The sequence below is a fragment of the Stakelama sediminis genome (assembly GCF_014199335.1).
In the GTDB taxonomy this organism is placed as follows: Bacteria; Pseudomonadota; Alphaproteobacteria; order Sphingomonadales; family Sphingomonadaceae; genus Sphingomonas; species Sphingomonas sediminis.
In genome coordinates this window covers 358,550-380,146 of record NZ_JACIJI010000002.1, presented here as the reverse complement: position 1 = coordinate 380,146, position 21,597 = coordinate 358,550, and the positions used below count along the sequence as shown (strand labels likewise).

Annotated in this window: 15 protein-coding genes, 1 tRNA gene, 2 pseudogenes and 1 other annotated feature; of the genes and pseudogenes, 8 read left to right on the top strand and 10 right to left on the bottom strand. The window is 59.4% G+C overall.

The annotated features are described in order from the left end of the window. Nucleotides 1-152: 152 nt before the first annotated feature. The 3 genes and pseudogenes from FHR23_RS08270 to FHR23_RS08260 all read left to right on the top strand — a co-directional run bounded on the left by FHR23_RS08270 (nt 153) and on the right by FHR23_RS08260 (nt 2,702). A complete protein-coding gene (locus tag FHR23_RS08270; protein ID WP_246359785.1) occupies nt 153-1,490 on the top strand; it encodes a glycoside hydrolase family 43 protein in 1,338 nt (445 codons plus the stop codon). A 154-nt stretch (nt 1,491-1,644) separates the two neighbouring features. Next, nucleotides 1,645-2,041: pseudogene (locus tag FHR23_RS08265) on the top strand (transposase); the annotation flags it as partial. Then, nucleotides 1,895-2,011 (top strand) — a sequence feature (AL1L pseudoknot). (Overlaps the previous pseudogene by 117 nt.) After that, the gene (locus FHR23_RS08260) at nt 1,953-2,702 is read left to right on the top strand and encodes a transposase (RefSeq protein ID WP_425506353.1); all 750 of its coding nucleotides are present in this window, start codon (nt 1,953-1,955) and stop codon (nt 2,700-2,702) included. The pseudogene FHR23_RS08265 and the gene FHR23_RS08260, both read left to right, overlap by 89 nt. Nucleotides 2,703-2,740: 38 nt before the next feature. Here the strand turns inward: FHR23_RS08260 and FHR23_RS08255 are convergent, their stop codons facing one another. From FHR23_RS08255 to FHR23_RS08215, 8 genes and pseudogenes are all read right to left on the bottom strand, one after another. Next, entirely contained in the window at nt 2,741-2,935 is a 195-nt protein-coding gene (locus tag FHR23_RS08255) for a hypothetical protein (protein WP_184002761.1), read from the bottom strand. A gap of 77 nt (nt 2,936-3,012) precedes the next feature. Further along, entirely contained in the window at nt 3,013-5,562 is a 2,550-nt protein-coding gene (locus FHR23_RS08250) for a glycoside hydrolase family 3 C-terminal domain-containing protein (RefSeq protein ID WP_425506352.1), read from the bottom strand. A 297-nt stretch (nt 5,563-5,859) separates the two neighbouring features. Then, nucleotides 5,860-6,633 (bottom strand): annotated as a pseudogene (locus tag FHR23_RS16585) (IS3 family transposase); the annotation flags it as partial. Nucleotides 6,634-6,812: 179 nt separating this feature from the next. Further along, nucleotides 6,813-6,888 (bottom strand) — tRNA-Glu (locus tag FHR23_RS08235). A gap of 82 nt (nt 6,889-6,970) precedes the next feature. Next, entirely contained in the window at nt 6,971-8,737 is a 1,767-nt protein-coding gene (gene recJ / locus FHR23_RS08230; RefSeq protein ID WP_184002755.1) for a single-stranded-DNA-specific exonuclease RecJ, read from the bottom strand. Between the two features lie 9 nt (nt 8,738-8,746). After that, nucleotides 8,747-9,433 carry a 2OG-Fe(II) oxygenase gene (locus FHR23_RS08225; protein ID WP_184002753.1) on the bottom strand — a complete coding sequence of 229 codons (687 nt, stop codon included), beginning with the start codon at nt 9,431-9,433 and terminating at the stop codon, nt 8,747-8,749. 87 nt (nt 9,434-9,520) lie between these two features. Next, the gene (locus tag FHR23_RS08220) at nt 9,521-10,405 is read right to left on the bottom strand and encodes an RcnB family protein (protein ID WP_184002751.1); all 885 of its coding nucleotides are present in this window, start codon (nt 10,403-10,405) and stop codon (nt 9,521-9,523) included. Between the two features lie 103 nt (nt 10,406-10,508). Beyond that, nucleotides 10,509-11,048 carry a (2Fe-2S)-binding protein gene (locus FHR23_RS08215; RefSeq protein ID WP_184002749.1) on the bottom strand — a complete coding sequence of 180 codons (540 nt, stop codon included), beginning with the start codon at nt 11,046-11,048 and terminating at the stop codon, nt 10,509-10,511. Between the two features lie 311 nt (nt 11,049-11,359). Here FHR23_RS08215 and FHR23_RS08210 point away from each other — a divergent pair, with 311 nt between their 5' ends. From FHR23_RS08210 to FHR23_RS08200, 3 genes are read left to right on the top strand one after another with little or no spacing between them, the layout of a single operon-like run. Then, entirely contained in the window at nt 11,360-12,514 is a 1,155-nt protein-coding gene (locus FHR23_RS08210; RefSeq protein WP_246359782.1) for an efflux RND transporter periplasmic adaptor subunit, read from the top strand. Between the two features lie 6 nt (nt 12,515-12,520). Continuing rightward, on the top strand, nt 12,521-15,721 hold the full coding sequence (locus tag FHR23_RS08205) for an efflux RND transporter permease subunit (protein ID WP_281377203.1): 3,201 nt from the start codon (nt 12,521-12,523) through the stop codon (nt 15,719-15,721). Next, on the top strand, nt 15,718-17,214 hold the full coding sequence (locus FHR23_RS08200; protein WP_184002744.1) for an efflux transporter outer membrane subunit: 1,497 nt from the start codon (nt 15,718-15,720) through the stop codon (nt 17,212-17,214). The genes FHR23_RS08205 and FHR23_RS08200 overlap by 4 nt, the downstream gene beginning before the upstream one ends. A 16-nt stretch (nt 17,215-17,230) precedes the next feature. Here the strand turns inward: FHR23_RS08200 and FHR23_RS08195 are convergent, their stop codons facing one another. Then, nucleotides 17,231-18,103, bottom strand: coding sequence for a copper resistance protein B (locus FHR23_RS08195; RefSeq protein WP_184002742.1), 873 nt, complete (start codon nt 18,101-18,103; stop codon nt 17,231-17,233). Further along, the gene (locus FHR23_RS08190) at nt 18,100-19,950 is read right to left on the bottom strand and encodes a copper resistance system multicopper oxidase (protein ID WP_184002739.1); all 1,851 of its coding nucleotides are present in this window, start codon (nt 19,948-19,950) and stop codon (nt 18,100-18,102) included. Before FHR23_RS08190 ends, FHR23_RS08195 begins: the two co-directional genes overlap by 4 nt. 24 nt (nt 19,951-19,974) lie before the next feature. Here FHR23_RS08190 and FHR23_RS08185 point away from each other — a divergent pair, with 24 nt between their 5' ends. Together FHR23_RS08185 and FHR23_RS08180 are read left to right on the top strand one after the other, a co-directional pair. Then, a complete protein-coding gene (locus tag FHR23_RS08185; RefSeq protein ID WP_184002738.1) occupies nt 19,975-20,247 on the top strand; it encodes a metal-sensitive transcriptional regulator in 273 nt (90 codons plus the stop codon). 186 nt (nt 20,248-20,433) lie between these two features. Next, complete coding sequence (locus FHR23_RS08180; RefSeq protein WP_184002736.1) at nt 20,434-21,594, top strand: HlyD family secretion protein; 1,161 nt, start codon at nt 20,434-20,436, stop codon at nt 21,592-21,594. The last annotated feature ends 3 nt before the right edge of the window (nt 21,595-21,597 follow it).

Below are 21,597 nucleotides of genomic sequence, written 5' to 3'. Positions count from 1 at the left end.
CGCGAAATGCCCCTTTGGAGGCGGTTTGGTCTGGCGGCGATGAAAGTAATATGTCTAACATTATCGCAAGACAAAGGATTGGGAGGGGAAGAGTGAGAGCCACCGTGTTACGCCGCATGGCGCTGTTTTGCGCAGCGGCAGGAAGCGCATGTTTGCCAATCACGAGCCATGCGGAAAATCCGATCATCCAGACGAACTTCACCGCCGATCCGGCGCCGATGGTCTATGATGGCACCGTTTATCTCTACACCAGCCACGATCAGGACGACGCCGACGGGTTCAAGATGGTCGACTGGCGACTTTACACGTCGACCGACATGGTCAACTGGACCGATCATGGCGCCGTCGCCTCGCTCGCCATCTTCCCCTGGGCGCGCCAGCATAACGATGCCTGGGCACCGCAAGTGATCCCGCGCAATGGCAAATTCTATCTCTACGTACCGATCAGCGTTCCCGGATCGCCGAAGAACGTGATCGCCGTTGCCGTCGCGGACAGCCCGTTCGGGCCGTTCAAGGATGTGCTCGGCCATCCGCTGGTCGGACCGAAAACCGGCTTCATCGATCCCACCGTGTCGATCGACGCGGACGGCCAGGCCTATCTATACTGGGGCAACCCCAATCTCTGGTACGTCAAGCTCAACAAGGACATGATTTCCTATTCCGGCGAGATCCATCAGGTCGCGTCGAAACCGGCCACATATCAGGAGGGGCCGTGGTTCTATCATCGCTACTCCCATTATTACATGGCCTTCGCCTCGACCTGCTGCCCCGAAGGGATCGGCTACGCGATGAGCGACCATCCGACCGGGCCCTGGACCTACAAGGGTTCGATCATGGACGGCGATCAGCGCTCAACCGGCAATCATCCCGGCATCATCGATTATAAGGGCAAATCCTATGTCTTCGGCTTCAATTACCGGCTGACTTTCGACGAAACGCCGATCCACCACGAGCGCCGGTCGATCACCGTCGCGCAACTCCACTACAATCCGGACGGCACGATCCAGAAACTGCCATGGTGGAACCGCACCGGCGTTGAGCAGATCGAAGCAATCGATCCTTACAAGCGTGTCGAGGCCGAAACCATGGCATGGACCTCCAAGGTGAAGCGACCGATCGATCGACCGATCGACTGGGTTCCCGGCATCAAGACCGCCAAGGGCAAGGCGGCGGCGGTTTACGTCACGAACGTCACGGACCTGGATTACATCAAGGTCGCCGGTGTCGATTTCGGTGCGCCAGGCGCCAAGGCCATGTTCGCGAGAGTGGCCAGCGGCGCGAACGGCGCGACAATGGAAATCCATCTCGACAGCGATTCCGGGCCGCTCATCGGGACGGTCGACGTGCCGAATACCGGCGGCTGGCAAGACTGGCGAACCGTATCGACACCGATAAATGGTGCGGTGGGCCGACACGACGTCTTTTTCGTGTTCAAGGGGCCGCGCGGCGGGCCATTGGTCAATTTCGATTATTGGCGTTTCGCGCAGTGAGGGGCAGCTTGGAGCTACTGCACGCCCCCCGAATTTTAGAGTCTTCTGTGAACCGCGCCGGGTTTTTCGGAGGCCACAACTCCTGAGAGTAAGGGGCCATGACAAACAAGACAACGAACAAATTTCAACTGAGGTCCGTGCCCGGGCGGTGCGGATGGTGCTGGAACACGAGAAGGACCATCCGTCGCGTTGGGCTGCGGTGGTATCGATCGCAGCGAAGATTGGCTGTGCAGCGCAGACACTGCACGAGTGGGTGAAGAAGGCGGAGGTCGGTAGCGGCGCCCGCGCCAGCGTGCCGAGCGATGTCACGGCGCAGCTGAAGGCACTGGAGCGCGAGAACCGCGAGTTGCGTCAGGCGAACGAGATTCTGCGCAAACCTGTCCTGAGCCTGCCGAAGGGGCGTCAGCATATTTTGCTCAGGCGGAGCTCGACCGCCCGTTCAAGCGATGATCGCGTTTATCGATGATCAGCGTGCCGTTCATGGGGTCGAGCCGATCTGCAAGGTGCTGCCGATCGCCCCATCAACCTACCACGCCCATGTCGCGCATCGTCGATGCCACGCTGGTCGCCGCGCCCAAGCAGCGTAATACCGAGGCCGAGAGGGCAGCAGTCAAGGAAGGCAAGACTGCTGCCGAGATATGGCCGGGAGATCCCGCGAAGGCGCGGCAGAAGGATACTGACGCGCGCTGGACTCTCAAGTTCGCCAAGGGCAGGCCAACCGCCGATGGTCAAGGTGGATTTCGACCCCAACCGGACACCGCGATCCCGAGCTTTGGCTACAATAGCAGCATCTCGATCTGCCGGGTCTTCGGCTTCATCCGCAAGGGCAAGGTCACCGACGGTGCGCGCTACGACGGGCGCATGCTGCGCGACGTTGTCAGTGAGGACAACACCGCCTCGGATGTCTGGGCGGATACCGCCCACCGCAGCCAGAGCTACGAACGCTGGTTGAAATCCCATGGCCGGCCCAGCCGCATTCACCGCAGGAAGCCCAAGGGGCGGCTGATGCCTGCGAATATCCGGCGAGGTAATGCCACCAGGTCAAAGGTCCGGGCTCGAGTAGAGCATGTGTTCGCGCATCAGAAAGCGAAGATGGACCTGTTCATCCGCACCATCGGCATTGCCTGCGCTGAAGCTAAGATCACGCTCGCCAATCTGGCCTTCAACATGCACCGCCTGGTCTTCCACGAAACCCGGAAAGCCACAGGATAGGTGCGCCTTGACGCTGGGCAATCCGACAACTTTGGAGGTCAGGCAACGAAATCCTGGAAGTGGCGCCGGAAATCGAGACCCCATTGCGCCAATCCGCCAATCACTCCGCAATCGGCATCAAATCCGGCGCGTAAATGGAGGTGCCCAGCTTCAGCTTCAAGGCATCCGCCGCCAGCAGCCAACAGAAAAAGAAGAGCGTCCAGCCCTTGACCAAACTCGGTACCAAAGGGCAATAAGTACCTCCATAACCTGGGTCACTTCTCGATGAAAATCCCGGTCAACTCTCAGTGAAAATCAACACCAAGTTGCTTTATTGCGGCAGAAGGACAGAGGTTTTGATGCTGAATGTTGCCTGCTGCACCGGAACACCCGTATCAGGTTGTCCGGAGCCAACGGTGATGCGATAGCTTCCCGGCATCACCTCACGCGTGCCGTCGGTAGCTACCGCGCTCAGATCACGAGAGGAGAGCTCGAAACTGACCTTCTGTTTTTCACCGGGCTTCAAATGCACCCGCTGAAACCCGCGCAGCGCGATCTTCGGCGTACCGGGAAGGTCGGGGAAGTTAAGATAAAGCTGCGCGACATCGTCACCGCTGCGGCCACCAATATTGCTGACCTCCGTCGTCACGCGCAGACCATGTTCCGCCCCGTCCGGGGACGGCGTCACGGTCAGCGGCGAATAGGCGAAATGCGTATAGCTCAACCCATAGCCGAAGGGATACACAGGTTTGCCTTCATAATAACGGTAGGTACGGCCCTTCATCGAATAATCGTCAAAAGGCGGCAGATCGTCGATGCTGTGATAGAAGGTTAGCGGCAGGCGCCCACCGGGATCGACCTTGCCGGCAAGCACATTGGCAATCGCCAAACCACCCGCTTGTCCCGGATACCAGGCTTCCACAATCGCAGCCGCATTCTGTTTTTCCCAAGACAGGTTGATAGGACTGCCGTTCATCAACACGACGATTAACGGCTTGCCGGTGGCCTTCGCCACTTCGAGCAGCTTCATCTGATCGGCGGGCAGTTTCAGGTTGGTCTTGTCACCACCCGAAAAGCCGGGCGCCTTTACATCGCTCTCTTCACCTTCAAGGTCTGAGGTTAGGCCGACGACAGCGACGATCGCATTGGCATGAGCTACCGCGCGTTGGAGGGCAGCATACGGATCCGTCGAGATGCGTTTCCAGCTTAATCCGACATTTCCTGTGGCATCGATGCGGATCGGGTAACGGTGCCCCTTCTTCAACTCTATGGTCTTGAGCGTCGGCAAATCGTTCCAGTGCGATTTTCGGCGATCAACCAGCATCTTACCATCGAAATCCAGCGTACCGCCAGTCCCATCCATCCCAAAACGATAGACTCCGCTTACCTTCGGCACCAGAAATCCCGTTTTGATCGTATGAGTCTTGTCCAGCGTCTTGGCATCGGAATTAAGTTCGGTCGCGGTTTTCAGCCCCGGTTTACCGTCGGGCGTACGCAGCACTGATTCCGGTATCGGATCGCCATCGGTAATCGACGCACCAAAAGGCACCAGTTCGACTTTTCCAGCGTCCATAACCTGTTTGAGACCATCGATCACCGATACCGGCGACACCGCGTTGGGCGACGAATAATTTCCGCGCAGAACACGAATAGCATCGCCGAACGGGCCTACTACAGCGAGTTTCATAGCAGGCTTGAAAGGCAGAATGCCGTTGTTCTTCAGCAGAACTATGCTCTTTTCAGCGGCTTCCAGCGCAAGTTGCCAGTGTGCCTTAGTGCCGATTTCGGAAGGGGAGATCGCCACCGGAGCGTTCGCCAGACCGGGCAGGTCGCCATTGCGATAGCGCGCTGAAAAAAGACGCACCAGAGAACGGTCGATATCGGTCATCGACAGCAGGCCCTGATCCAACGCCTCCTGATACCGTTTGGTCAGCCCTGGCTGCCCCGATAGCGTCCGGTTGTTGCATTCATTATCAACGCCGGTACGCATCGCAATCGCCACCCCGGCTGCGCCAGTTGGAGCGTAATGATGGGTATCGCTGATATCCACGACCGCATCACAATCCGACACTACATAGCCCTGAAAATGCCATTTCCCGCGCAGATAGTGCTTCAACAACATGTCGTTGGCACAGGCGGGCTGTCCATTGATACTGTTATAGGCGCACATGATCGAACCGGCCTTGGCATCGACAATCGCGGCGCGGAATGCGGGCAGATAGGTATCGACAAGGTCATGGGGTGTGACGAACACATTGGCCACGTGCCGGGTCGATTCCGGCCCGCTGTGCACGTCATAATGTTTGGGCGTTGCGATGACATGCGGCAGGTCGGGATTGGGGCCTTGCATCCCGGTAATGAATGCCACGCCCATTTGCGCGGTCAGGAACGGATCTTCGCCATAGGTCTCCTGTCCGCGCCCCCATCGCGGATCGCGAAAGATGTTGATATTCGGCGACCACGTATCCAGCCCGCCCAGCATATTGCCGGTCTTTCCCTTTTCCCGTTGTAAGGTATGCAACCCGCGAACTTCGATACTAATCGCACCGGCAACCTGATGCACCAGCGGCGTATCGAACGTGGCGCCCAACCCGATTGGTTCGGGGAAATTGGTGGTCGGCACCGGCCCCAAAGCGCCATGCAGCGATTCCGTCCACCAGTTATAGGCGGGAATATGAAGTCGGGGGATTGCCGGCGCGGCGTTTAGAAGCTGGCCAAGCTTCTCATCAACCGTCATTTTGGCAACCAGCGCCTTTGCCAGTTGATCCGCCTTTACTCTGGTATCGGAGTCACTTCTTTCCGTGGTCTGAGCATGAACTCCAACCGCCGAAATAATTGGCGTTACCGCTATCATTGCTGCCGACACCAAAAAATTGCGCATCTACCCTCCAGATATATTTTAAGCGTTATTATCAGGCGAAGGAATCAACCTTGATACAAGAATAGCGCCGAAAAATAACTAATACAAATTCTAGCTGTCAACAGCGGAGTAAAATTCTTCCAAAGGGCGAAGCAAATCAGGCCTGTTAATCCGGGTGTTGGCGAGCGCCGTAAGAGCGTAGCCCGAGCGGGGGTCACCAACACCCGGAATGCGATTTTGCCATGGGTTTTGGGCTGCATTGCGCGTCTGGCTGTGAGCGAGGCGGTAGCTTTCGCCATTCATCTCGAGGATGGAGACGTGGTGGCTCAGCCGGTCGGGCAGTGCGTCGGTAACGAACTGGGCGGTCATCGCGTCGCTCATCGACCAGCCAACCACCCGGCGCGAGAACAGGTCCATCAGCGCGGCAACATAGAGCCACCCTTCAGCGGTCCAGATATAAGTGACGTCAGTCCCCTCCGCCTGCCTTCCAACGATGCTGCGCATCGCCGGAACCTTGTAGGCAGGCTACGCCCATTTCTGGTTCGCCCCGTCCCCCATAAACTGGCGATCGAGCACGTTGCCGGTGATGACCGAAAGTTCGTCCTGATCCTTCGGCAGCCCGCGGCGGCGTGGCCGTGCCCGCAGGCCCTGCTGACGCATCATCCGTTCGACCCGACGCAGGCCGCAGTAAATGCCTTCGGCGAGCAGATCACGCCAGCCCCGGCGCGCGCCGTATGTGCGGTAGCTGACGATATGGCTGGTCTGCACACTGGCGCCGATCATCTCGTCGTCGCGGGCACGCTGTGACGGTGCCCGGTTGAGCTAGGCATGAAAGCCGCTTCGTGGCGCAATTGATCGATCTCCAACTGCTCCGGCTTCGTCTGCCCGTGACCGGGAAAAGCATGCCCCGGATCGGCGGCAAACTCCTTCACCCATTTGCGCGAACCAAGTTCTCGTGTAAATCTAGATCGCGGGCCGCTTGGGCGATCGTTACGCCACGCTCCCGGACCAATCGCAGACCAATCGCACCGCCTTAAGCTTGAACTCGCGAGCGAACTTCCTTCTGACCTCCGATAGGTAAAAACACCTTATCTCTGTGTCCAGCAAACCGGCAGCAGGCCATAACTCATCGCCTTAAGACTGGCACTGAATCGCTCATGGCCTCTTACAACGGCTCATCAAAGCCGGCACATTGTGTGGGACGAAATGTGGGCGTGGTTTCCACCGGATCGTCAAAAAAACCAAGAATTCCGGCGATTCCGGCTTGACGATGGTGACCCCTACGGGAATCGAACCCGTGTTTCAGCCGTGAAAGGGCCGCGTCCTAGACCGCTAGACGAAGGGGCCATGCCGAAGCGTGGAAGCGGCGACCTAGATAAATGCGACGCCGGGGTCAAGCACTGAACGTAATAAAAATACCATTGCCGCCTCAATCGACCCAGGCGGCATCATCGACATGCAGTTCCGCCGCGGGACGAGCGCCCCAATCGTCGAGCTTTGCCCGTCCTGCCAGCCACAAACGGCGGTGCTTCGGCGCACCGAGCAGCGCCAGCCCGAGAGGACTTTCCGCGTGTCGAAACGCCATTGCTTTCAGACTGCGACCATCATCGCCCGACACGATTGCGCGCACATGGTCGGCACCGACGACATCCGCCCTGATGACTCGTACCGGTCCTGCCGCAACCCGTGGACCTGGCCAGCCCATCCCATAGGGGCCGCCACTTTCCAGCGCCTCGACCAGCATCGGGTTTACCCCGCCGGGAGCGAGTACCGCGTCAAGCAGCAGGGCGCGCTCTGCCATGGAGCGCTCGACGGCATCTGCGAGCCACTGGTCGAGAAAGGCGGAAAATTCCTCGATACGATCGGCCGCAATGGTAATGCCGGCAGCCATTGCATGACCGCCACCCGCGATCAGCAGGCCGCTATCCTTGGCGGCAAGTACCGCAGCGCCCAGGTCGACACCGGGGATTGACCGCCCGGACCCCTTTCCTACGCCGTTTTCATCCAACGCGATGACAATGGACGGACGTCCGAACTTCTCTTTCAAACGCCCTGCGACAATGCCGATTACCCCCGCGTGCCACCCCTGTCCGGCTACCACGGCCACCGCCCGTCCGGCATCGCGCACATAAAGCCCTTCGGCTGATTCCTGTACCATCGCCTCGATCGAGCGGCGCTCCTCGTTCAATTGGTCGAGTTCGGCGGCGATGGCGCGCGCCTCGTCCGCATCGCGCGTGGTCAGCAAACGCACGCCGAGATCGGAACGGCCGACACGCCCTCCCGCATTGATGCGCGGTCCCAGCGCAAAGCCGAGATCACTGGCGGTCGGTGCCCGCGTCAGCCGAGATGCCTCGATCAGCGCATTCATGCCGATATTGCGTCGCTGCGCCATGACCTTCAGCCCCTGCGCGACAAAGGCGCGGTTCAGCCCCTTCAGCGAGGCGACATCGGCCACCGTGCCCAGCGCGACCAGGTCGAGCAGGTCCAGCAGCCGGGGTTCCTTACGTTGCGCGAAATAGCCCCGCCCCCGCAGTTCACGGACGATCGCTGCGGCAAGCAGGAAAGCAACTCCCACGGCCGCAAGGTGCCCATGCGCCCTGCCCTCGCCTTCATCGAGACGATTGGGATTTACCAGCGCCCATGCGGCGGGCAGCGTTGCGGCGCATTTGTGGTGATCGACGACAATCACATCGACTTCTGCCTCGCGCGCCATGTCCAGCGCCTCGAACGCCTGCGCACCGCAATCGACGGTGACGATCAGATCTGCCCCCTGTTGCTTCAACCGCACCAGCGCCTCGCCGGACGGGCCATAGCCCTCCATCAGCCGGTCGGGGATATAGGCTCCGACTTCCAGCTCCAGTTCGCGCAGCAACCGGATCAGCAGTGCTGCGGAGGTCGCGCCATCGACATCGTAATCGCCGAAGACGGTGACGGACTCGCCCGATTGAACCGCGTCGGCAATGCGCGCGGCAGCCTTGTCCATGTCGCGAAACACGGACGGATCGGGCATGAACCCCCGAATGGATGGCGAACGATGCGCCTCAAGCTCCTCACGCGGTGCTCCACGCGACAGCAGTAATTGCGTTACGAGATCATCGGGCGCGAAGCCCGGGTCGCGCGCGTCCGCCGACAGCCCGCGCCACGCCCAGCGCTGCCCAAGTATCGATTCGGTGATGTTGAGAACCGCTGCCTTCATGAAGAAGGCTTAGCGCAGCCAGGCGCCCTCACGAAACCATTTGGTGACGATATATTTGGTGCCCTTCGCCACCGCCACCCCTTCATGCAGGGTGGAAAGATTGGGGCTGCCGTCCGGCTTCATATTATTCCAGATCAGCAACAGGCCCTTTTTGGGCTTCACGCGAATGCCGGCTTCGGGAAACCAGGTGGAGCCGCCTTCCTCAACATCGTTGAGATAGATCATCGCGGTCCAGGTACGCTGACCGCCCTGTTCCTTCATATCCTTCCAATAAGGCTGGTCTTCGCTGAACCAGTCATGGTGCGCGCGAAACTGCTGTCCCGGGGCATAGCGTTGTCCCTGAAGGGTCTCCCCATTTTCAGGCGGAATGCCCAGCAGGCTGGAGATCCGTTCGTCAATCGGCCGGATTTCCGGCGACCAGCGGTCAAGGTCGCAACTGTCGCTGGTACGAAAGTTAGGGTCGCTGCTATCCGACAGCAAGGTAGAGCGCCGCCGACCCGCATCAATGGTCCGTACCAGCAGGTCACAATCGCGGGCGCTCAGATAGTCTTTGTAATAATATACCTGCGCAGAGGTGATCTGCGCCTTCTTGATGGCGGGATTGGATTCCAGACGCTGCGCAACGCTCTCTCCGATACGTTTGCGCACAGCCGAGGCGGAACCGGTACGGCGGGCGGGACGGGTAAAGATACTCACAGCCGCGCAATCTGCCGCCTGTTTCGTCAAATGCAAGAGGCTCCGGCGGATTTTCGCCGAAGCCTCTCGTCAAACGGACGTCTGAACTTACCAGAAGATGTCGTACACGACATCGACGACATAGCCACTGCGAACATCGACCAGCAGCGCATCGTTATAGTAGCGCACCCAGCGATACGGCCCATAGGCGGGCGGCAGACGATAGGCCCAGGGGTCGCTGATCCAGTAGCTGGATCCGTAGAACCATGATCCGATCGTCACCCCAATGGAGAACCGGCGATAGCCATAATCATATCCCCGCGGGGCATAATAACGCGGAAGCCGGTATAAGCGGCGATTTTCCGCGCGATAGTCGCGCCAGTCATAGCGCCGGTCGCGGCGCCAGTCGTTATTCCAGCCACGACGGTTGTCATAGCGCTGCCATTGCCGCCCATTGTCGCGCCAGTCGGCCCGGTCATCCTGCCAGCGGCGCTGATCGCGCCTCCAGTCGCTGCGATCATCTCGCCGGGCATCCTGACGATTGTCCCGTTGGCGGTCCTGACGCCAGTCGCGTTGCGTGTCGCGGTTCGTATCGCGATTTCCCGTCCGGTGATCGGTCCCGTCACGGCGGTCACCACGATTGTGGTCGCCATCGCGCGATTGCCAGCTACGATCGGAACGCTGAATATTCGCGCGCATGTCCGGGCGCGATTGCGGCTGTTCCCGATTAACCTGCGGAGAACGAAAACGCTGCTCCCGCCGGACTTCGGCGTTGTTGATTGTCCGTTGCCTGGCAACCGCATAATCATTCGTGCGCTGCGAACGCTGGACGTCCCGCTGCACCCTTTCCCGAGCACGTTCCGTATTGCGGTGTGCGTCACGACGCTGCTCCGACCGTGCATCACGCCGATTGTCCTGGCGATCCTTAGCGATTGCCGAAACCGGCATCAGCATGGTCGCAGCCGCCAGCGCCAATATAAAATTCCGGGTCATCCTGTTTCCCTCCATCGCGGCTCCAGACTGCCGCCTATGGGAACATATAAAGCACAGGCTGGATGAGCAGTGGCTGAATTACGTTGAAAGCATAGCGTCAGGATCACTGCCTGTCGGAAAGTGCCGGGACGCTTTTCGCTGCCTGGAAGGCATCAATGCCGGGCCTGGCTGAGGGCGCAATACGTTCGTCGCCCCGCATAATGGCTCCCGCACGTTTTATCGCGTCAGTGAGGCGCGGATAAATACCGCAACGACACAGGTTCGTAATGGCTTTTTCGATATCCTTGTCGTCCGGGGACGGGTTGTTTTTCAACAGGACCGACGCTGCCATAATGATTCCGGGCATGCAAAAGCCGCATTGCGAAACGTTATTGGCAATCATCGCCTGTTGCAGAGGATTACTGCGGTCACGCGACAGTCCTTCAATGGTGGTCACGAACGCCCCTTCAATGGCGCCGATCGTCACCTGGCAGGATTGCACGGCGCTGCCGTCGATTTCCACGGTACATGCGCCACAATCCCCCGTGCCGCAGCCATATTTGGTGCCGGTCAGATTGCTGGCGTCGCGCAGAGCCCACAACAGGGGCGTATCCGGGTCCATATGATAGGCGACAGGTTGATTATTGACCGTAAAGCGGGTCATCGGTCCGGCTCTCCGAAAATTATATGCGCTGGATAGCCGCGAGTTGAGGTCGACGCCAAGCCCCCTCGGCATTGTGCAGGGTTTTTAGAAAAAGAGAGATTGTGAACACCCGCGTATTGTATTACTCGGGCCGGGATGCTGTGCCGCACCATTGCTATCGGACCGATAATTCCAGCTTAAGATTGCTGGGCAATTCGCGACTTCAGCCACTCCATCCTCCCGTGGATGCTAAAGGGAATACAGATTTGCACGACATGCTCCCCCCGATCGTTGCACAACGCCTTTCTCGGTCCAGAACTGCGATGCTGCTGATGATGCCGCTCGCCCTGACGTTGCTGTCGAGCTGCGGCAGCAGCGAAAAGCAGCAGCAACAGGCGGCTCCCACTGCAGTGGGCTATGTCGTTGTAAAAGCCAGTTCGGTTCCGGTCGAAACCGATATTCCGGGGCGCATCTCCCCCTATTCGGTTTCGCAGGTTCGGCCACAGGTTTCCGGGGTGATTCAGCGGCGGCTATTCAAGGAAGGCTCGGTCGTCCGCGCTGGTCAGCCGCTCTATCGGATCGACCCCAGCCTCTATCAGGCTTCCGTCAATCAGGCACAGGCGAATTTACAAAGCGCCGTGGCCGCTTCCGCTGCCGCGCAGGCGAAAGCCGACCGGTACAAGCCGCTGGCGAAGATTCAGGCCGTCAGTCAGCAGGACTATACGGATGCGGTTGCAGCCGCAAATCAGGCAAAGGCAGCGGTAGCGCAAGCCCGTGCGGCATTGCAGACCGCGCGTATCAATTTGCGATTCACGACCGTTCCCGCTCCGATTACCGGCAAGATCAGCCGGTCCTATTCGACCGTCGGGGCGCTTGTTACCGCCAACCAAAGCGACGCACTGGCCACCATCCAGCAACTCGATCCGGTCTATGTCGATATGCAGGAATCGGCGGATGCGTTGCTGAAACTGCGGCAATCGCTCGACAAAAACGGGGTGATGCCGGCTACGGCGAGCGTTCAGTTGAAACTGCCCGACGGCAGCGATTACGGCATGACGGGACGTGTCGAGTTTACCGAATCGATCGTCGATCAGTCGACAGGAACGGTAACGCTGCGTGCCCGTTTCCCCAATCCACAGGGTATGTTGCTTCCCGGCATGTTCGTAACGGGGCGTTTCGCGCAATCGGTGGACACCGACGCCATCCTTGTTCCGCAGCAGGCAGTTACCCATGATCCCAAGGGGAATGCGACCCTGTTCGTCGTCGGGCCGAATAACAAGGCCATCTTGAAGACCATTACGACGAGCCGCGCGGTCGGCTCCAATTGGGTCGTTACCGGCGGCATCAAGCCCGGCGACAAGGTCATCACGCAGGGAACCGGCAAGATTAGGGATGGCGCACCGATCAAGGCAGTGCCGCAGAATGCCCCGCAAACCCCGCCTCAACCTTCCGGCAAGAACGGCGAAGGCGCCGGGGCGGAGGGCTGATCCGCCATGTTGTCACGCGTATTTATCGACCGACCCATCTTTGCCTGGGTCATCGCGATCATCATCATGCTTGCGGGCGTCGGTGCGATCCTGACGCTGCCTACCGAGCAATATCCCGACGTTGCGCCGCCGCAGGTAAACATCCGGGCAACCTATCCGGGGGCGTCGGCGGAAACGCTGGAAAGCAGCGTAACGCAGATTATCGAGCAGCAACTGACGGGCATTGATGGCCTTTTATACTTCAGTTCGAGCTCGGATTCGCGGGGATCTGCGACGATCACTGCGACCTTCAAGAAGGGAACAGACCCCGACATCGCGCAGGTCCAGGTGCAGAACAAGGTTCAGCAGGCTCTGTCACGTCTGCCGCAACAGGTTCAGCAACAGGGGTTGACCGTTACGAAGTCCAACCCCGACTTTCTGCTGATCGTCGGATTTTACGACAAGAACGACAAGATGACGAACCGGGACGTTTCGGACTATCTCGTCAGCAACCTTCAGGATCCGTTGGGACGGGTTCCCGGCGTCGGCGACACCCGTGTTTTCGGTGCGCAATATGCGATGCGGATCTGGCTGAACCCGGAAAAGCTGGCGAATTATTCGCTGATGCCCGGCGACATCATTTCTGCCATTCAGGCGCAGAATACCGAAGTTGCCGCCGGTGAAATCGGTGGGCAGCCTATGCCGGCAGACCAGATGCTGAATGCCACAGTGACATCCCAGTCCCGGCTTCAGACACCGAAGCAATTCGCCAATATTATCGTTAAGTCTCAGTCCGATGGATCGGTGGTTCACCTGAGCGATGTTGCGCGTGTTGAGCTTGGGTCCGAAAGCTATGGCATTTTATCGCGCGTCAATCGACATCCCGGCGCCGGTATCGCCATATCGCTCGCCCCGGGCGCCGATGCCCTGTCTACGGCTCAGGCCGTTAAGGCAGAGGTGCGGAAGGAAGCGAAGAATTTCCCTGAGGGACTGGAATATACTTTCCCCTTCGACACAACCGCGTTCATTAAATTGTCGGTCGATGAAGTCGTAAAAACGCTGATCGAAGCGATCATTCTTGTGGTGATCGTGATGTTCGTATTTCTTCAGCGCTGGCGGGCGACACTCATTCCTACCATTGCGGTGCCGGTGGTCTTGCTGGGAACGTTCGGCGTTTTTGCGATTGTTGGATTTTCCATCAATACATTGACGTTGTTCGGGCTGGTGCTTGCCATCGGGCTATTGGTCGATGACGCGATCGTCGTCGTGGAGAATGTCGAGCGCCTGCTCGAAGAAAACCCCGATATGACGCCGCGCCAGGCAACGATTGAGTCGATGAAGGAAATCCAGACCGCGTTGATCGCGATTGCGCTGGTATTGTCGGCCGTTTTCTTGCCGATGGCGTTTTTCGGCGGTTCAACAGGGGTCATCTACAAGCAGTTTTCGCTGACGATTATCACTGCAATGGCGCTTTCCGTCCTGGTCGCATTGATCCTCAGCCCTGCATTGACCGCCACGCTGCTCAAGCAACGTGCGCAGGGCGAAAGCAGTTGGCTGTCCCGACGTTTCCCCCGTGCCAGTTCCCGAGTTGCCAGCGCGAGAGACCGCTTCAATCATGGTTTCGACAGCATGAGCGCACGCTATCAAAATGGCGTGCAGACTATCGTGAATCGCAAATGGGCATTCCTGCTGATTTATCTGCTCATCGTTGCTCTGCTCGCCCTGCTTTTCTTCCGGCTTCCGACGAGCTTTTTGCCTACAGAAGATCAGGGTAGCGCCATCGTGCAGTTCCGGCTTCCGCCGGGTGCTACACAGTCGCGCTCCATCGTCATTCAGAAAGCGATCGAGAATTATCTTCTCAACCATGAGAAGAATAACGTGAAAACCGTGTTCACAGTCAGCGGTATCGGTGGCGCGGGTGCGCCGGGCGGACAGAATACAGGTGCCGGGTTTGTAGCGCTGAAGGACTGGTCGCAACGCAAGGGTGAAAAGAACAGCGCCAACGCCATTACACAACGCCTGGCGAAGGCGCTCAGCGGCTATCGCGATGCACAGGTTTTCGCATTGGTCCCCCCCGCGATCCGTGGCCTTGGCCAGTCAAACGGTTTCACCATGGAGCTGCAAAATACCGGCGGGCTGTCGCAGGCGCAGTTTGAGGCGGCCCGCGACAAGTTGCTCGGTATGGCGATGCAGGATCCGAAGCTGGTCGCCGTGCGCCCCAGTGAACTCCCCGATGTAGCCACTCTGCATGTTTCACTGGATCAGCAGAAGCTTCATGCGCTTGGCCTATCCTCCAGCGATGTGAACACTACCCTCTCGGCGGCCTGGGGCGGACGTTATGTCAACGACTTTGTCGATCGCGGCAGGGTCAAGCGCGTCTATGTGCAGGGCGATGCGCCATTTCGTGAAAAGCCGAGCGATATCGACAAATGGTATGTGCGGTCCTCAACCGGGCAGATGGCACCGTTCTCTTCGTTCGCCACGACTTCCTGGACGCAAAGCCCGGTAACGCTTTCGCGCTTTCAGGGGGTTTCTTCCTATGAAATACAAGGCCAGGCCGCACCGGGTGTAAGTTCCGGACAGGCTATGCAGCAAATCGCATCCCTGGCCGCGAAAATTCCGGGCACTTCGGTTGCATGGTCCGGCCTGTCGTATCAGGAGCGCCTGTCGTCCGGGCAGGCACCGCTCCTCTACGGTCTGTCGCTGCTGGTGGTGTTCCTGTGCCTTGCGGCGCTCTATGAAAGCTGGTCGATCCCGGTTGCGGTACTGCTGATCATTCCGCTTGGTCTGGTGGGTGCGGTTTTCGCCGTGACGCTGCGCGGTCTCGACAATGACGTTTACATGCAGATCGGTCTGCTAACGACCATGGGACTGGCAGCGAAGAACGCCATTTTGATGATTGAATTTGCTGAACAGGCTGAAAAGCAAGGCAAGCGTGTCATCGATGCCGCGCTGGAGGCTGCCCGTATCCGGCTTCGTCCGATTCTGATGACCTCATTTGCCTTTATCTTCGGCGTGCTGCCACTGGCATTGTCGACGGGGGCCGGTGCGAATAGCCGTATCGAAATCGGGACGGCGGTGATCGGCGGGATGCTGACCGCGACGATCCTGGCGGTTTTCTATATCCCGTTGTTCTTCGTAATGGTCCGTCGCGGTACGCGCGATATGCTGAAGAAACTGCATCACGACGAAGCGCCTTCTAACCCTGAACCGGAGGCAGGCGCATGATCCGGCGCAGCATTTCCCTGATCGCGCTGGTGGGCCTTTCGGCCTGTTCGCTGGAGCCGGCCTATCATCGTCCGGAAGCGGCAGTGCCGCCGTCATGGCCGGTCGGCAGCGCTTATCTGCACCAGTCGGAAGCATCGCTTCCGTCTGTCAGCTATCAGGAGATATTCACCGATCCCAGGCTACAAAAGCTGATCAAGCTCGCGCTGGCCAATAACCGCGATCTGCGGGTCGCGGCGGCGAATATTGCGTCGGCGCGCGCGCAATATCGTATTCAGCGCGCGAACCGTCTGCCCGAAATCGATGCCAGTGCCGGGGCGACGGTCGCGCATGGCAGCAGCGGGACGACGACGAGTGCTACAGGAGGCACCGGGAGCACAACCGGAACCGCGATCACTGGAGGCAGCGGAACAAACACCTATTATACCGCAGATGTCGGCACGACCGCCTTTGAGATCGATCTGTTCGGACGCCTGAAATCCTTGAGCGATGCCGCGCTGAACCAGTATTTCGCAACCGAGGCGGGCGCGCGCGCCACACGGCTCGCGCTGGTCGCCAGTATCGCCAATGCCTGGCTGCAACATGCCGCAGACTCCAGTCTGCTCGGCATTGCGCAGGAAACGGTCAAAAGCGCGCAGAAAAGTGTCTCGCTCACCCAATCGCGACTCAATGGCGGGATTGCTCCGCGCACCGATTTGCGACAGGCACAGCTTATCCTTTCTCAGGCGCAGGCCGACCTTGCCGCCAGCCAGACTGCATTGGCACAGGACGCCAATCTGATGCGATTACTGGTCGGTACCGATGTCGACGCGTCCCTGTTGCCCGACAATATCGGCAAGGCTTCGGATACCTTGCGGGAATTGCCTGCCGGGCTGAACTCTACCATCCTCTTGCGACGGCCGGACGTGGTGCAGGCCGAATATCAACTGAAATCCATGAATGCGCAGATCGGTGTGGCCCGGGCAGCCCTGTTCCCGCGTATCTCACTCACTGCGGTTCTCGGGCTTGCCAGTGGATCGCTGCGCGGGCTGTTTGATGGCGATGGGTTCAACTGGTCCGTTCGTCCGAGTGCGAGTTATCCGATTTTTCAGGCCGGAGCCGGACGTGCCGGGGTAGCGCAAGCACGTGCCGAGCGCGATGCCGCGCTGGCGACCTATGAAAAGACCATACAGACTGCCTTTCGTGAAGTTGCCGATGCCCTCGCGCGGCGCGGAACGATCGACGGTCAGCTTGCGGCGACGCAACGGCTGGAATCGGAATCGCAGGATTATTACACGCTTTCCGACGCGCGCTATCGCGGCGGCATTGACACTTTCCTGCAGAGCCTGACCGCGCAGCGTTCGCTGTACAGTGCCCAGCGTTCGCTGGTGCAGGTGGAACTGACGCGCGCCAACAATCTGGTCACGCTGTATCAGGTTCTGGGCGGCGATCAGACGCTCGATGCAACAGCCAATGGCCCCGTGCCGGTCACGGAGGAGAAAACACCGGCGCAATAACGTCGGTTGAGCGTCTTCAGAACCAGAGTCGAATGCCCGCAAGATAATTGGTAACGCTGGGATCGTCTCCCGCCGCTCGCGCATAGGTGGCGCTGCGTCCTGCCCGCCATTCCTGCGACACGCCGATATAGGGCGCAAATTCGCGCGCAAATTCGTATCGCAGCCGAAGCCCGAATTCTGCCCTGTCGAGCCCTGCCCCGACACCTAGTTCAGGAATGTCCTGTGCTGAAAAATTAATCTCGGTACGGGGTTGCAGGATCAATCTTTGGGTAATGCGCTGGTCCAGCTCCGCCTCGGTTCGGGCGCGTACTTCGCCTTTTGACGAAAGAAACAGGCTTGCCTCCACATCGAACTGATAGGGCGCGAGTCCCTGAACACCGATGACGGCATCGGTTCTGCCGTGCGGTACGAAGTCATGGCGGACGCCGCTTTGAAAGTCGAACCACGGGCCGATCGCATGGCTCCACAAGGCCTGCACTTCCGCCTGTTCGGGCTTGTCGCCAAAACTGCCCTCCCCTTCGCTCTTAACCCAGAGCTTGTCGATATCGCCGCCATAATAGCCCTGGGCATCCCAGAGATAGCCGTCCCGACCGGATCGCATCCGATATTCAGCGCGATCGATATCGACCCAGAACAGCTTCATTCCGCCATTCTCTTCGCGTAGCGCCTTACGGGAATCGCGCATGGCATCCGCCCCCCATACGGCATCGGCCGCACGGGCCGGGCCACTGCCCGCGCTCGGCGGAGGCGGCGTCTGTACGATGGGAACCGTGCTCTCGGCCGGCTTATGATCCGGCATCTGCATCGTGCCATGCCCGGCATGATTCATGTCCTGCGCCATCGCCGATACCGGTAAGACGATCAGGACAGACGTCAGCAGCGCCTTCATGCCTCCTCCCCCGGGCTGGCGACGGAGACGATCTGAAACATGCCTGCATGCATATGGTACAGCAGATGGCAATGAAACGCCCAGTCACCCGGCGCATCGGCCGTCAGGTCGAACCGCGCACTGCCGCCGGGCTGCACAATCACCGTGTGCTTGCGCGGCTGATGCGCAACGTCTGCGCCGTTCACCAGTTCGAAAAAGTGCCCGTGCAGATGAATGGGGTGCGCCATCATCGTGTCGTTGACGAGCCTTACGCGCACCCGCTCTTTATAAGCGAAGCGGATCGGATCATCGCTGACGGCGGAGAATTTCCTGCCGTCGAACGACCACATATAGCGGTCCATATTCCCGGTCAGGTGAATTTCCTTGTAACGCGTCGGTGTCCGCACGTCCCGATTGGGTTCAAGGGCGACGAGTTTGCGATAATTGAGCGTGCTGTGGCCGACATGTTCCAGACCGATACCGGGATCGCCCATCCGATCGGCCGGGTGCATCGACACCATGTCCAGACCGGGGCCGGTTTTCACATTTTTCGGCAAACGAGACGTGTCGCGCATATCCATGCCCGACATGCTTCCATTCGCCATCGACATGCCGGGTTTTGCAGCGTTGGCTTTGGGGCGATGATCCTGCATGGACATGGGGGTGCCCGGCATCGCCATGCTGTCGGACATCGCACCCATCTTCATGTCCTTATGCCCCATCGCCATGCCCATATCCGCCATGGTGAGCAGCGGCGGGTCGCGCAGCGCAGGAACCGGCGCGCGAAGACCGGGCGAGGACGCCAATGTCGCGACCGCCATGCCCGAACGGTCCATCGCCTCTGCAACGATGGTATAGGCCGCCCTGGTCGACGGCTCGACGATCAGGTCATAGGTTTCCGCGACGCCGATCTGAAGTTCATCGACCTGCACCGGGCGGACATTCTGGCCATCTGCGGCAACCACGGTGAGCGGCAGTCCGGGTATGCGCAAATTGAAAAAGGTCATCGCACTGCCGTTGATGACCCGCAGCCTGATGCGTTCGCCGGGCCTGAAGGCATATTCCATCCCCTCTTTCGGGCCGCGCCCGTTAACGAGATAGGTGTAGGTGGAACCGGTGACGTCCGAAATGTCCGTGGCGGACATGCGCATCTTTGCCCACATGCGACGCTTTTTACCGCTTAACGGATAGTCGTCGGTGGCGGTCGTCTGCTGATAGTTGAAATAGCCCTCCCCCTGTTTCAGCCGCGCCATGATCCTATGCGCGTCCATCGGCGTGAATTCGCTCAGCATCAGCACATAGTCGCGATCCGCCTGCACCGGATCGGCGCCGGCAGGGTCAATGACGATAGGGCCGTAATGGCCGGATTGTTCCTGCAGACCGGAATGACTGTGCCACCAATAGGTGCCGGACTGCCGCACCGGAAACTCCGCGACGAAGCTGCCGCCCGCCGGAATGCCGGGAAAGCTGACACCGGGAACGCCATCATATTGAAACGGCACCAGTAACCCGTGCCAGTGGATCGAACTGCTGGTATTCAGGCCGTTGCGAATGTGCAGACGGACATGCTGCCCTTCCTTCAGGCGGACCAGTGGACCCGGTACGCTGCCGTTCACCGCCATCGCCTTGCCATGCCGCCCCTGCACCGTTCGCGATCCCGTCCCTATATGCAGGTGAATGTCGTCGCCCCTGACGGTATCGAAACCGGGCCGTATGACGGTATCCTGTATAGGAAGTCCCCTCGCCCATGCGGGAACGCTGCTGGCGAGGCTACCTATCGCCCCCGCCCGCAAAAGGCTACGGCGGGAAAAACTCGAAGAAGCGCTCACTGTAATTCTCCTGACGAGTGCTTCACTATATACCCCCATGGGGTATGACAAGGCATGGAACGCATGAGCAAGAACACGACACCGACCATCAATCGCCTGCGCCGGATCGAAGGGCAGGTGCGCGGAGTCGCGCAGATGGTTGAGGACGATCGCTATTGCATCGACATTCTGCATCAAATTCAGGCGGTGAAGTCCGCTCTGGCCAAAGTAGAAAGCGAAATACTAAAGGATCATGCGGCCTGTTGCGTGGCGGACGCAATCGCCGCCGGTGATGCGCACGAGCAACAGGTAAAGTTCAGCGAGCTGATCGACCTGTTCGAAAAAGTGAAGCGATAATAAGCGGTTTTCGGGACTGGCCTGCGTTTCACGACAAGTGGTCCGCCACTGCCACGGGAACCTCCGGTCAAATATATTCATTACGCACTTGCACAATGCAGGGATCGCCATTAGCTGGTCGGCGTTTGCAAAACGCTTGCGTCCAGTAATTATCCGCGAGCCGATATCGACAGTCCGGGGATTACGATGAGTTCAGGTGAAGCCGATCAAACTGCCGACAACGGGCAATCGCACGACATGCAGGATCATGAACAGCGCAACGATGCCGCCGGGCAGTCGGAAACGGAAGCGGGTGAAAAGAAGCGGCCCCTCTTCCGCCGCCCGCTTTTCTGGATCATCCTGATCGGTATTCTTGCCGTGCTGCTCATCGCGGGGCGGCTATATTATGCGCATGCCCGTAAATATGAGTCCACGGACGACGCGTTCATCGATGCGCACATCGTTCGCCTTCAGCCGCAGATTTCGGGGCAGCTCATCTGGGTCGCGCCATCCGACAACAAGCATGTCACCGCCGGCCAGTTGCTCGCGAAAATTCGTCCCTATGGCCCCGCCGCACAACTCGCGCAGGCACAGGCCGGGATATCGGAAGCCGATGCCTCGATTCAGCAGGCTCTGGGCCGCCTGACGGCTGCGCGTGCGCAGGTCCGGCAGGCACAGGCCAATGCCGCCGCGCCGGAAGCGGATGCGCGCACTGCCGCACGCGATCTTGCCCGGTATGAAAAATTGCAGAGCATCGATTCCTCTGCGGTTGCCGCAACCCAGCTCGATCAGGCGCGTGCCAAGGCGCAAAGTACGGCCGCGCAGGCACAGGCTGCACGACGTCAGGTTGAAAGCGCGAAGGCTGATGTGGTGGTTGCGCAGCGCGGCGTTTCTGCCGCACAGGCCCAGAAAAGCGCTGCCGAAGCGCGGGTACGCGAAGCGAATGTGACGGTCGGCGACCTTGAAATACGCGCGCCGATCAGCGGGCAGGTTGTCAATCGCAGCGTCAATGTCGGCAGCACCGTTTCCCCGGCAACGCAGATGATGGCGATCGTTCCCGACAACATCTGGGTTACCGCCAATTTCAAGGAAACGCAGATCACCCATATGAAGCGGGGCGATCCGGTCGATATCAAGGTCGATGCGTTTCCGGACCTGAAATTCCATGGCCATGTGGACTCCTTCCAGCGCGGTGCCGGGCAGGCATTTGCCCTTCTGCCTCCGCAGAACGCCACGGGCAACTTCGTGAAGGTCGTACAGCGCGTTCCCGTACGCATTGTTTTCGATCGCAAAGACGATGGCGCGGACTGGATGAAATATCCGCTTGGTCCCGGCATGTCCGTTGAGCCCACGGTAAAGGTGCGCTGAACC